At 72.1% G+C, this 12,452-nt stretch carries 11 protein-coding genes; 2 read left to right on the top strand and 9 right to left on the bottom strand.

Annotated features, from left to right (window positions below; all coding sequences use genetic code 11):
- The first annotated feature begins 512 nt into the window (after positions 1-512).
- Positions 513-1,529 carry a tryptophan--tRNA ligase gene (trpS, locus tag AB0389_RS20210; protein ID WP_366396793.1) on the top strand — a complete coding sequence of 339 codons (1,017 nt, stop codon included), beginning with the start codon at positions 513-515 and terminating at the stop codon, positions 1,527-1,529.
- Between the two features lie 39 nt (positions 1,530-1,568).
- On the opposite strand, the gene proC is transcribed toward trpS, so the two are convergent.
- The 5 genes from proC to AB0389_RS20185 form a co-directional block, all read right to left on the bottom strand.
- On the bottom strand, positions 1,569-2,378 hold the full coding sequence (gene proC, locus AB0389_RS20205; protein WP_366396792.1) for a pyrroline-5-carboxylate reductase: 810 nt from the start codon (positions 2,376-2,378) through the stop codon (positions 1,569-1,571).
- Positions 2,379-2,498: 120 nt separating this feature from the next.
- Positions 2,499-3,245 carry an ABC transporter permease gene (locus tag AB0389_RS20200; protein ID WP_366396791.1) on the bottom strand — a complete coding sequence of 249 codons (747 nt, stop codon included), beginning with the start codon at positions 3,243-3,245 and terminating at the stop codon, positions 2,499-2,501.
- Positions 3,242-4,033: an ABC transporter ATP-binding protein gene (locus AB0389_RS20195; protein WP_366396790.1), complete on the bottom strand. Its 792-nt coding sequence runs from the start codon at positions 4,031-4,033 to the stop codon at positions 3,242-3,244. Before AB0389_RS20195 ends, AB0389_RS20200 begins: the two co-directional genes overlap by 4 nt.
- 32 nt (positions 4,034-4,065) lie before the next feature.
- Positions 4,066-4,815, bottom strand: coding sequence for a class I SAM-dependent methyltransferase (locus AB0389_RS20190; protein WP_366396789.1), 750 nt, complete (start codon positions 4,813-4,815; stop codon positions 4,066-4,068).
- Between the two features lie 94 nt (positions 4,816-4,909).
- Entirely contained in the window at positions 4,910-5,275 is a 366-nt protein-coding gene (locus AB0389_RS20185) for an SH3 domain-containing protein (RefSeq protein ID WP_366396788.1), read from the bottom strand.
- A 129-nt stretch (positions 5,276-5,404) separates the two neighbouring features.
- On the opposite strand from AB0389_RS20185, the gene AB0389_RS20180 reads away from it, so the two are divergent.
- Positions 5,405-7,795 carry a serine/threonine-protein kinase gene (locus AB0389_RS20180; RefSeq protein ID WP_366396787.1) on the top strand — a complete coding sequence of 797 codons (2,391 nt, stop codon included), beginning with the start codon at positions 5,405-5,407 and terminating at the stop codon, positions 7,793-7,795.
- A gap of 76 nt (positions 7,796-7,871) precedes the next feature.
- Here AB0389_RS20180 and ilvD read toward each other — a convergent pair whose 3' ends face one another.
- The 4 genes from ilvD to AB0389_RS20160 all read right to left on the bottom strand — a co-directional run bounded on the left by ilvD (position 7,872) and on the right by AB0389_RS20160 (position 12,414).
- Positions 7,872-9,722, bottom strand: a complete 1,851-nt coding sequence (gene ilvD, locus AB0389_RS20175) for a dihydroxy-acid dehydratase (RefSeq protein ID WP_366396786.1) — start codon at positions 9,720-9,722, stop codon at positions 7,872-7,874.
- Between the two features lie 121 nt (positions 9,723-9,843).
- Positions 9,844-10,482 carry a TetR family transcriptional regulator gene (locus tag AB0389_RS20170; protein WP_366396785.1) on the bottom strand — a complete coding sequence of 213 codons (639 nt, stop codon included), beginning with the start codon at positions 10,480-10,482 and terminating at the stop codon, positions 9,844-9,846.
- Positions 10,479-11,399 carry a sugar phosphate isomerase/epimerase gene (locus tag AB0389_RS20165; protein WP_366396801.1) on the bottom strand — a complete coding sequence of 307 codons (921 nt, stop codon included), beginning with the start codon at positions 11,397-11,399 and terminating at the stop codon, positions 10,479-10,481. Before AB0389_RS20165 ends, AB0389_RS20170 begins: the two co-directional genes overlap by 4 nt.
- Before the next feature lie 85 nt (positions 11,400-11,484).
- Positions 11,485-12,414, bottom strand: coding sequence for a Ppx/GppA phosphatase family protein (locus AB0389_RS20160; RefSeq protein ID WP_366396784.1), 930 nt, complete (start codon positions 12,412-12,414; stop codon positions 11,485-11,487).
- Positions 12,415-12,452 lie beyond the last annotated feature (38 nt).

Genomic DNA, 12,452 nt, shown 5'->3' with positions numbered 1-12,452 from the left:
TTTCCCTTTCCGGCGGTTCCGACTCTATCAGATCCTTTCGGGCCTGATTCCCAGTCAGAGTGGGCTGTCATCCGGGCTGTTCGGCCCTTCCGACGAGTGAGACTTTAGCGGAATCTCGGGCTCCGACGCTAATCGGGGCCGCGTCCCTTCGAACGCGGATTCCTCATTTCGCAAACCCACACGCGAAAGCAGAGCGACCATGGTCGCTGCTTGTTGTGTGGTCCTGCGGAGTGGCTGTCCGGGGCCGACCTGGGCCGGTTCTCACGTCGGACAGCTCGGAGAACATTACGGATCCGTGTTTGCCGTGTCAACTCGGGGGTTCGGCGCTACTCTGGGGGCCATGAACGCGCGTATGTGTCGCCTTGAGTGGCGGGCCGCCTGACGGCGGCCCCTTGACGCATGTACGCGCGCAACGGCCGCCGCCTCGGCGGCCGTTCGTGTTTCTCCCTCCCCGGGAGTCCGGCCGTCGGTGGTGCCGGCCCCGGCTCCGATCACTGGAGGAAGAGGAAGAGATGACGCGGATCTTCAGCGGGATCAAACCGACCGGACATCTGACGCTGGGCAACTACCTCGGCGCTCTGCGGCGGTGGGTAGAAGTCGATCAGCACCGGGCGGACGCCCTGTTCTGCGTGGTGGATCTGCACGCGCTGACGGTCGAACACGATCCGGCCCGGGTGCGCAGGCTCAGCCGGCAGGCCGCCACGCTGATGCTGGCCGCAGGGCTCGACCCCGCGCTGTGCACCGTCTTCGTGCAGAGCCATGTGGACGAGCACACCCGGCTCTCGTATCTGCTGGAGTGCACGGCCACGGACGGCGAGCTGCGGCGCATGATCCAGTACAAGGAGAAGAGCGCGCGGGCGCGCGCTTCCGGGGAGAGTGTGCGTTTCTCCCTGCTGTCGTATCCGGTCCTGATGGCGGCCGACATCCTGGCCTACCGCACCGACGAGGTCCCGGTGGGCGAGGACCAGACCCAGCATGTGGAGCTGACGCGGGATCTCGCCGTGCGGTTCAACCAGCGGTACGGGCACACCTTCGCCGTGCCGAGGGCGACCCGGCCGGCGGTGGCCGCGCGCGTCATGGACCTGCAGGATCCGACGTCCAAGATGGGTAAGTCGCACGAGCCGGGCGCCGGAATCGTCTATCTGCTGGACGACGCGGACGTCGTACGGAAGAAGATCATGCGGGCCGTCACGGACAGCGGGCGCGAGGTCGAGTACGACCGCGAGGCCAAGCCGGGGGTGGCCAATCTGCTGGAGATCCTCGCCGCCTGCGATACGGGGTCCGGGCTGGATCCTGTGGAGCTGGCCGGGGCCTACGACTCGTACGGCGCCCTGAAGAAGGACACCGCCGAGGCCGTCATCGAACTCCTGCGGCCCCTGCGGGAGCGGCACGCGGCCCTGGCCTCGGACATCGGTGCCGTGGATCAGGTGCTGCGGGACGGCGCCGGCCGGGCCAGGGAGGTGGCCCGGCCCGTGGTCGACGCGGCCTACCGGGCCGTCGGGCTGCTGCCGGCCGCCCCCGTCGGATGAGGTGCTGAGGCGGGGCGGCCCCGCCCGGGCGGGGCCGTCTCAGCCGTTGCCCGTGGCCAGGGCGCGGCTGCGGTCGCGGGCCGCCTCGATGGCGGCGATGAGGGCCGCCCGTACGCCGTGGTTCTCCAGCTCCCGAATGGCGCTGATGGTGGTGCCGGCCGGGGAGGTCACCGCCTCGCGGAGCTTCACGGGGTGCTCGCCGCTGTCGCGCAGCATCACGGCGGCGCCGATGGCGGCCTGGACGATCAGCTCGTGCGCCTGGGCGCGGGGCAGGCCCAGCAGGATGCCCGCGTCGGTCATGGCCTCGACCAGGAAGTAGAAGTACGCCGGGCCGGAGCCGGAGAGGGCGGTGCACGCGTCCTGCTGGGACTCGGGGACGCGGAGGGTCTTGCCGACGCCGCCGAAGATCTCCTCGGCGTGGGCCAGGTGTGCGGCCAGCGCGTGGCTGCCGCCCGAGATGACGGACATGCCCTCGTCCACCAGGACGGGGGTGTTCGGCATGACGCGGACGACGGGGGTGCCGAGGGGCAGGCGCTCCTCGATGAAGGCCGTGGTGATGCCGGCGGCGGCGCTGATGACCAGGCGGTCGGCGGTGAGGTGCGGGGTGAGCTCGTCGAGGAGCCGGCCCATGTCCTGGGGCTTGGCGGCGAGGATGAGGATGTCGGCGCGCTTCGCCGCGTCGGCGTTGGTGACGGTCTCGACGCCGTAGCGGTCGCGCAGCTCCTCCGCGCGCTCGGCGCGGCGGGTGGTGGCGAGCAGATCGGCGGCTCGCCAGCCCGCGCGGATCATGCCGCTGAGCAGGGCCTCGCCGATCTTTCCGGTGCCGAGGACTGCGACTGTCTGGGGCATTGCGGGGTCACCTCGCCGGTGGGTACGGGTGCTGCTGTTCGTCCACGGCCCATCCTCGCACCGGGGTCGGACATCGGGCGTGAGGTGTCCGAGGAGCGGTACGCGGCGTGGGGCCGCGCGTCATGCCGTACGGCGGCGGAGGGTCGCCGCGCCGAGGACCAGGACGAGGAGGGCGCTCCCCGCGACGACGGCGCAGTCGCGGACGAAGTCGCCCGTGACGGTGGGGTGGCGCAGGACCTGGTTCATGCCGTCGACCGCGTACGACATGGGCAGGGCGTTGGAGATGGCCTCCAGTACGGGCTGCATGTTCGCGCGTGGGGTGAACAGTCCGCAGAGCAGGAGCTGCGGGAAGATCACCGCGGGCAGGAACTGGACGGCCTGGAACTCGGACGCGGCGAAGGCGGAGACGAACAGGCCGAGGGCCGTGCCGAGCAGGGCGTCGAGGAGCGCGACCAGGAGCAGTGGCCAGGCGGAGCCCGCGACGTCCAGGCCGAGGAACCGGACGGCGAGGCCGGTGGCGAGGGCGGACTGGACGACGGCGAGCGCGCCGAAGGCGAGGGCGTAGCCGGCGATGAGGTCCGCCTTGCCGAGCGGCATGGCGAGCAGGCGTTCCAGGGTGCCCGAGGTGCGTTCGCGCAGGGTCGCGATGGAAGTGACCAGGAACATCGTGATGAGCGGGAAGATGCCGAGGAGCGAGGCGCCGGTGGCGTCGAAGGTGCCCGGGCTGCCGTCGAAGACGTACCGGAGCAGGAAGAGCATCACGCACGGGACGGCGATCATCAGCGCGACGGAGCGCGGGTCGTGGCGCAGCTGGCGCAGGACGCGGGCGGCGGTGGCGAGGGTCCTGTGCGTCGACAGCGTGGTCATCGGGGGCTCTTCCGGGGTTCGTGGGGCGTGGGGCCGGGTGCGTCGACCAGGTGGAGGAAGGCCTCTTCGACGGTGTCCGTGCCGGTACGGGCGCGGAGGGCGTCCGGGGTGTCGTCGGCGAGGAGTTCGCCGTCGCGCATGAGCAGCAGCCGGTGGCAGCGTTCGGCCTCGTCCATGACGTGGGAGGAGACGAGGATCGTCGCGGCGCGCTCGGCGGCGATGCGGTGGAGGAGGTGCCAGAGGTCGCGGCGGAGTACGGGGTCGAGGCCGACGGTCGGCTCGTCCAGTACGAGCAGTTCGGGCGTGCCGAGGAGGGCGACGGCGAGGGAGACGCGGCCTCGCTGGCCGCCGGAGAGCCGGCCGGCGAGCGCGTCGGCGTGGGTGGTGAGGCCGACTTCGGCGATGGCGTTCGTGACCGAGTCGCGGCGGGCGGCGCGGCGGGTGCGGCCGGGGTCGAGGACGGCGGCGAAGTAGTCGAGGTTCTGCCGGACCGTCAGGTCGTCGTAGACGGAGGGTGCCTGGGTGACGTAGCCGATGCGGGCGCGCAGCGTGGCGTCGCCGGCCGGTCGGCCGAGGACGTCGAGGCGGCCGGTGACGCCGGCCTGGGTGCCGGTGATCGCGCGCATGAGGGTTGTTTTGCCGCAGCCGGAGGGGCCGAGGAGTCCGGTGATCCGGCCGGGCGGCAGGGAGAAGCCGAGGTCCCGCAGGACGGTGCGGCCACCGCGCCGCACGGTGAGGCCGTGGGCGCGGATGGCCGCCGTCGGCGTCGGCGCCGCCAAATTCATCATGTGATGAATAATGCGACCGCCGGCCGGGTCCGTCAAGGGCGTGGCCGGGCGACGGTCAGTTCCGTCACGTACGCCTCCGGGACAGTGCCGTCGGGGAACTCGGTGAGCAGCGCGGCCCGTTCGGCGGCGAGGAAGGCCGCCGTGGACCGCTCTCCGAGCAGCTGGAACACGGAGTGGCTGCCGAGGTTGGCGAGGTGGGTGTCGAGAGTGACGCGGCGGCCCCACGGCACCAGGGCCTCGGTGCGCTCCAGCGTCCCGGGGAGATCGAGTCCGCGCCCGGAGGCGCTGTGCGCGCCATGGGCGCCGTCCCGGGTCCAGCGGTGGATGCGTTCGCCCTGGGCGGCGATCCAGGGGACCTCGGCGTCCGAGATGTTCCACCAGAGCGCGAGCGCGCCGCCGGGCCGCAGGACGCGCAGGGCTTCGGGGACGGAGCGTGCCGGGTCGGTCCAGTGCCAGGACTGGGCGTACGTGATGAGGTCGGCGCTGCCGGCGGCGAAGGGCAGCGCGTCGCCGTAGCCGCGGACGAGCGGGACGCCGGGCAGGACGCGGCGCAGCCGGGCCGCCATACCGGGGCCCGGCTCGACGGCGACGGTCCTGGCCCCGCGCTCGTACAGCGGACGGGTGGCGATGCCGGTACCCGCGCCCACGTCGAAGACGTGGGCACCGCGGAGCGGACGGCCGGTCAGCTCCTCAAGGGTGTCGAAGAGCGCGGGCGGATAGCCGGGGCGGGCCGTGTCGTACTGGTCGGCCACGGCGTCGAAGGAGAGTGCGCGACGGGTCATGCGCCCATCATCCGGGCGGACGCCGTCGCCGTGAACGGCCCGGGCCGCACGCGCGCGTGGAGCACATCTCGCTCCACGCGCGCGTGGAGCGCCGTCAGGAGCAGCGCGCCGCCACGTAACCGCTCGATCCCGTGTAGACGTACGAGTCCGAGATGTACTGGCCGTTGGCGATGTTGTCCCAGATATTCGTCGTGCCGTACGGACCCGCGATCGTCTCGCCCGGCTTCTGGCAGTTGATCGACACGGTCGCGCCGTACGCCAGCACCCGGACGATCGAGTAGCCCGTACCCGGACCGCTGCGGACGTTGACCCGGTAGTTCGGGTGGACGGCGTACGTCGTGGCCGCCAGCGTGACCGTCTCCACTGCCGCCTCCGATGCCGCTGTCGCTCCCACTGCCGCTGCCGCTGCCGCTGCCGCTGCCGCTGTCACCGTCGCGTCGCTGACCTCTTCGACCGACATATTCGTTCCTCCCCCATAGAAGGTGTATGTCCTCGCGTCGGCACGCTAGCAAGCCATGGCCGGATCGCACGCACCATCGACTAGGCTCCGTGCGTCGCGCTCGCGCACGAATATCAACGGGGGTGGGCGGTGCCACCACTGCGCAATACCGGGCCGGCCCCGGAAGCGGAGCATCCAAAGTACGCCGGCGGCTATCTGCTCGAAGCGGCCCTGGGCTCCGGCGGTATGGGAGTGGTCCATCTGGCCACCTCCGCCTCCGGGTTGCGGCTGGCCGTCAAGGTCATCCATGGCCATCACGCCTCGGATCCCGAGTTCAGGGCGCGGTTCCGGCATGAGGTCGCCGCCGCGCGGCGGGTGAGCGGGGCCTTCACCGCGCCGGTCGTGGACGCCGATCCGGAGGCCGTACGGCCGTGGATGGCCACGCTCTTCATCGACGGTCCGACCCTGTCGGAGCGGGTGAAGCGGAACGGGCCGCTGGATTACGGGGAGTTGGTCAGGTTCGGCGCGGGCCTGGCCGAGGGGCTGCGGGACATCCACCGCGTCGGCGTGGTGCACCGCGATCTCAAACCGAGCAACGTCCTGCTGGCGGCCGACGGGCCCAAGGTCATCGACTTCGGAATCTCGCGCCGCGTGGACAGCGATCTGCGGACGGAGACGGGCAAGCTGATCGGCACGCCGCCGTTCATGGCGCCCGAGCAGTTCCAGCGCCCGCGCGAAGTCGGCCCGGCCGCCGATGTGTTCGCGCTGGGCGCGGTGCTGGTCCACGCGGCCACCGGGCGCGGGCCCTTCGACTCGGACAGCCCGTACATCGTCGCGTACCAGGTCGTGCACGACGAGCCGGATCTGACGGGCGTTCCCCAGGAGCTCATACCGCTGATCACGCGGTGTCTGGCGAAGGAGCCGGCCGACCGGCCGACGCCGGACGAGCTGATGACGGCGCTGCGCCTGAACGGCACGGGCGGTACGGGCGGTACAGGCGGTACAGGCGATACGGGCGGCACGGGCGGTTCTGACCGTACGAACGGCACGGACGGGGACGGTTCCGCGCGCAGCGCCGACACCGACACCAACACCCACGGCTCCGGCGCGCGCCCGGCGCACGGCGTGAGTCCCCTCGTACCGGCGCAGCGCTCTCCCGATACCGCCGAGTCCGCGCGCCCCTCGCTCGCCACCACCCACTCCCCGGCCGCCCCACCGCCCCGGACCGTCCGGTCCTCGCCGGCCCGCGCCCGCCGCCGGGTCCGCCGGATGGTCGCGGCCGGGATCGCGGCGGCGGCGCTGGCCACGGGCGGTGTGGTCGCCGTACGGGCGGCGGGCGACGACACGCCGACGGCGGTCGTCGATCCGGTCCGGCCGGCGCGGCCGAGCCAGGGCGTTCAGCCCTGGCACCGGAAGCTGCGCACCGGTGACGGCGCGGACAAGATGCCGGTCTGTTCGGCCGGAGGCACAAGCACGGGCACGGATGCGAGCACGGACGCGGACACGGGTGTCTACTGCACCGGCTCCGGCATCATGGCGGCGCGGCTCGACCCCACCGACGGAAAGGTGCTCTGGAGCGTCAAGAACACCAAGGCGGGAACGGGCACGGGCGCGGGCGCGGAGTCCGACGACGGCGCGCCGCCGGTCCTCTCCGGCGGGCTCCTGCTGGTCACCACGCCGGGCCGGGCCCGGCTGGCGGCCCTCGACCCCGCCACGGGCGCCGAGCGCTGGTCGGTCGCCCTCTCCTCGTACGCGATGCAGCGGTACACGGCCGACGCGGTGCTGCTCGTGACGTACGACGGTGAGGTGCGGGCGCTGGAGAGCGCGACGGGTACCGAGCGGTGGAAGGCCAGGCACGGCGGGATCGGCACGGTCTGGAGTACGGCGGGCGGGACGGACGGGGACGGGCCGCTGTACGCGGCGACTCCGTCGCCCGACGGCGCGACCACCGAGGTCAGCGCCGTCGATCCGGCCTCCGGCGCGGAGCGCTGGACGGAGCGGGTGACCGGCACGCTTACCCCGGCGGGCGCCTCGGCCGACGCGCTCTTCCTGCTGTCGAGCGGCACCGACGACCTGACCCGCGCGGTGGTACGGATCGACACGGCGACCCGTGCCGTACGGCGGATCCCGTTGGCCACTCCGGTCGAGCAGGCGCAGGCCACGGTGTTCGGCGACACGGTCTATGTCATGGGGTACACGGGATCGCTGCTCGCCGTGGACTGCGGCGGCGGCAGCGGCGGCAGCGCCGGTACCGGCGGCGACGGCGGCATCCGCTGGCGGCTGGAGTCCTCGGTCACCCGGGCCTCGCGCCCCACCGCGACGAAGGACCGCGTCTATGTGAGCGCGGGCGACGGGCGGCTGCTCGCCGTTGACGCCACGCGCGGGAAGCTGCTGGGGCAGACGAAGCCCCGGATGGGCTCGGACACCGGCACGGTCCCCGGGTCCCTGGCCGCACCCGTCGCCCTCGGCCGGCGGGTCTTCGCCACGGCGCCCGACGGGTCCGTCTTCGCCGTCGCCGGCCGCGATCCCGCGCGCTGGTAGCGGCCCCGGCCGGACAGAAACGCCGACCGCGCGCCTCCGTATCGGGGGCGCGCGGTCGGTGTCGTACGTGTGTGACTCAGCCGAGCCGGGAGACGTCCCGGACCGCGCCCTTGTCGGCGCTCGTCGCCATCGCCGCGTACGCGCGCAGCGCCGCCGAGACCTTGCGCTCGCGCTGTACCGGGGCGTACACGCCGTTCAACGCGTCGCGGCGGGTGGCGAGTTCCTCATCGGGGACGAGAAGTTCGATCGTACGGTTCGGGATGTCGATCCGGATCCGGTCGCCGTCGTGGACGAGGGCGATCGTGCCGCCCGAGGCGGCCTCCGGCGAGGCGTGGCCGATGGAGAGGCCCGAGGTGCCGCCGGAGAAGCGGCCGTCCGTGACCAGCGCGCAGGACTTGCCGAGGCCGCGGCCCTTCAGATACGAGGTCGGGTAGAGCATCTCCTGCATCCCGGGGCCGCCGCGCGGTCCTTCGTACCGGATGACGATCACATCGCCCTCGGCGATCTCCTTACGGAGGATCTTCTCGACGGCCTCGTCCTGCGACTCGCAGACGACGGCCGGGCCCTCGAACGTCCAGATCGACTCGTCGACACCGGCGGTCTTCACGACACAGCCGTCCACGGCGAGGTTGCCCTTGAGGACCGCCAGGCCGCCGTCCTTCGAGTACGCGTGGCCGACGTCGCGGATGCAGCCGCCCGCGGCGTCGGTGTCGAGCGTGTCCCACCGCTCGGACTGCGAGAACGCCTCGGCGGAGCGGACGCAGCCGGGGGCCGCGTGCCACAGCTCGACGGCCTCGGGGGACGGCGAGCCGCCGCGCACGTCCCAGGCCTCCAGCCAGTCCTTGATGCTCGGCGAGTGGACGGTGTGCACGTCCTCGTTGAGCAGCCCGCCGCGGTACAGCTCACCGAGGATGGCGGGGATGCCGCCGGCCCGGTGGATGTCCTCCATGTAGTACGTGCCGCCGGGGGCGACGTTCGGCGCGACCTTGGCCAGGCAGGGCACGCGGCGCGAGACGGCGTCGATGTCGTCCAGGTCGTAGTCCAGCTCGGCCTCCTGGGCGGCGGCGAGCAGGTGGAGGATGGTGTTCGTCGAGCCGCCCATCGCGATGTCGAGCGCCATGGCGTTCTCGAAGGCGGCGCGGGTGGCGATGTTGCGCGGCAGGACCGACGCGTCGTCCTGCTCGTAGTGGCGCTTGGTGATCTCGACGACCGTGCGGCCGGCGTTCTCGTACAGCGCCCTGCGGGCGGTGTGCGTGGCGAGGACCGAGCCGTTGCCGGGGAGGGAGAGGCCCATGGCCTCGGTCAGGCAGTTCATGGAGTTGGCCGTGAACATCCCGGAACAGGAGCCGCAGGTGGGGCAGGCGTTCTCCTCGATACGGAGGATGTCCTCGTCCGAGATGTTCTCGTTGACCGCGTCCGAGATGGCGTTGACGAGGTCGAGTTTTCGGACCGTACCGTCCACCAGGGTGGCCTTGCCGGCCTCCATCGGGCCGCCGGAGACGAAGACCGTGGGGATGTTGAGGCGCAGCGCGGCCATCAGCATGCCCGGGGTGATCTTGTCGCAGTTGGAGATGCAGATCAACGCGTCCGCGCAGTGCGCCTCGACCATGTACTCGACGGAGTCGGCGATCAGGTCGCGCGACGGCAGGGAGTAGAGCATGCCGCCGTGGCCCATCGCGATGCCGTCGTCCACGGCGATCGTGTTGAACTCGCGCGGCACGGCGCCCGCCGCCTTGATCGCCTCGGAGACGATCCGGCCGACCGGCGCGAGGTGGGTGTGGCCGGGCACGAACTCGGTGAAGGAGTTGGCCACCGCGACGATCGGCTTGCCGATGTCCGCGCTCGCTACGCCCGAGGCCCGCATAAGGGCACGTGCGCCCGCCATATTGCGGCCGTGGGTGACAGTGCGGGACCTCAGCTCGGGCATCGCCGTTCGCTCCTTCGACAGATCCTTCGGCAGAAAAGACTCTTTCCGAGCGTACGCCCCGGATCCAAGATCTGGACAAGGCGTCCGGAATGCGGGATGCGCGTATCAGGTCCCGGTACGGTCAGTGCTCGGTCAGATAGCGCTGGAGGGTCGGCGCCACCAGCGCGATGATCTCCTCGGGGTCCGCCGACGCGAGCGGCTCCGCCTTGATCACGTACCGCAGGAACGCCGTCCCGATCATGTGGGAGGCAGCCATCTCCGCGCGGAACTCCGGGTTCGGTACGTCCAGCTCCGCCGCGATCCGGCCGAGGAGCCGGCGCAGGACGAACGTCCGCAGGACCGTCGCCGCCGCCTCGTGGGTCAGCGCGGAGCGGATCACCGCCAGCAGCGGGGCGCGGGTCGCCGGGTTCTCCCAGACGGCGAGGAAGTGGCGTGCGAGCCGCTCGCCGATGTCGTCGCGCTCGGCAGCCAGGATCGTGGTGAGCATCAGGGCGGGCTCGAAGGAGACCTCGATGGCCGCCGCGAACATCTCGTCCTTGGTACCGAAGTAGTGGTGGACCAGCGCCGGATCGACGCCCGCCGCCTTGGCGATGCCGCGGACGGACGTCTTGTCGTACCCGCGCTCGGCGAACTGCGCGCGCGCCGCGTCGAGGATCTGCTGCCGGGCACCGGGGCCGGAGCCGGCGTCCTTGCGGGCGGGACGGCCGCGGCGGCGGGGGACGTCGCCCGGGGGGCCGTCGGGGGTGTCGCCCGGGGTCATGAGGGTTCGGACGCCCGCGACGGACGGGGTGACGGACGGGGTGACGTACGCGGTGCGGTACGGGGTGACGTACGGGGTGACGACGTACGCGCCGGAGCGGCGCCCAGATGCAGCCGGGCGAAGGCCAGCGCCTCCGCGAGATCCGCCTCGCGCTCCGCCGCCGACATCGCGCGCCGGGTGTTGACCTCGATCACCACATGGCCGTCGAAGCCGCTGCCCGCCAGGCCCTCCAGCAGCTCGGCGCACGGCTGGGTGCCCCGTCCAGGCACCAGGTGCTCGTCCTTCCCTGATCCCGAGCCGTCCGCGAGATGGACATGGCCGAGCCTGCCGCCCATCCGGTCGATCATGGACATGGCGTCGGTACGGGCGGTCGCGGTGTGCGAGAGGTCGACGGTGAAGTGCCGGTAGTCGTCCTTGGTGACGTCCCAGTCGGGGGCGTAGGCGAGCATCTCGCGGTCCCGGTAGCGCCACGGGTACATGTTCTCGACGGCGAACCGCACGTCTGTCTCGTCCGCCATCCGCCAGATGCCGGTGACGAAGTCACGCGCGTACTGCCGCTGCCAGCGGAACGGCGGATGCACGACCACGGTGTCCGCCCCGAGCCGCTCCGCCGCCTGCCGCGCGCGCTGGAGCTTCACCCAGGGATCGGTGGACCAGACCCGCTGGGTGATCAGCAGACAGGGCGCGTGGACGGCCAGGACGGGTACCCCGTGGTAGTCGGAGAGTCTGCGCAGCGCCTCGATGTCCTGGCTGACCGGATCGGTCCAGACCATGACCTCCACGCCGTCGTACCCGAGGCGCGCGGCGATCTCGAAGGCCGTCGCCGTGGACTCCGGGTAGACCGAGGCCGTCGACAGCGCGACCTTCACCGCGCTCACCGCCGGGTTGTGCACCACTGGTTCTGCCACGGAAGACAGCGTACGGGCACCTTCCGGCCGCCGGTCCTGGCGGCCCCGCCGCCGGTCTGGCTGCCGGACCGGGCGGCCGGGCCTGAACCGGTTCCTACACCGGGAGCTGGTCGAGGCGGCGCAGGATCACGCCCTCGCGCAGCGCCCAGGGGCAGATCTCCAGCGTCTCGACCCCGAACAGGTCCATCGCCGCCTCCGCGACCAGCGCCCCCGCCAGCAGCTGCGAGGAGCGGCCCTCGGAGACGCCCGGCAGCTCGGCGCGCTGGAGGGCGTTCATCGTGGCGAGCTTGGGGACCCACTCCTCCAGCGACGCGCGGCTCAGTTCGCGCTGTACGTAGAGCCCCTCGGCGGAGCGCGCGGCCCCGGCGAGCCTGGCGAGCTGCTTGAAGGTCTTGGAGGTCGCCACCACATGGTCGGGGGTGCCGAGGCGGGCGAATTCGCCGACGGTACGGGCGATCTCCGCCCGTACGTGCCGGCGCAGCGTCTTCACGTCGATGGGGTCGGGCGGGTCACCCGGCAGCCTGCCCGCCGTCAGCCGGCCGGCGCCCAGGGGCAGCGAGACCGCGGCGTCCGGCTCCTCGTCCATGCCGTACGCGATCTCCAGCGAGCCGCCGCCGATGTCCAGGACCAGCAGCTTCCCCGAGGACCAGCCGAACCAGCGCCGGGCGGCGAGGAAGGTGAGCCGGGCCTCCTGCTCGCCGGTGAGCACTTCGAGATCCACGCCGGTCTCGCTCTTGACGCGGCCGAGGACCTGGTCGGCGTTGGTGGCCTCCCGCACGGCCGAGGTGGCGAACGGCAGGACGGCCTCGCAGCCCTTGTCCTCGGCGGCCTGGAGCGCGTCGGCGATGGTCGACACCAGCCGGTCGACGCCCTCGGGGCCGATCGCACCGTCCTCGTCGAGGAGTTCGGCGAGCCGCAGCTCCGCCTTGTGCGAGTGCGCGGGCAGCGGGCGGGCACCGCGATGCGCGTCGACTGCCAGCAGGTGCACCGTGTTCGAACCGACGTCGAGGACTCCGAGTCTCATGGGCGGAACGCTACTGCGGTCGCGCGCATACGCTGGAC

The organism is Streptomyces sp. NPDC093109 (assembly GCF_040701725.1).
Lineage (GTDB): Bacteria > Actinomycetota > Actinomycetes > Streptomycetales > Streptomycetaceae > Streptomyces.
Note: the sequence above shows the minus strand (reverse complement) of the source record. Positions and strands in the feature narration are given on the sequence as shown.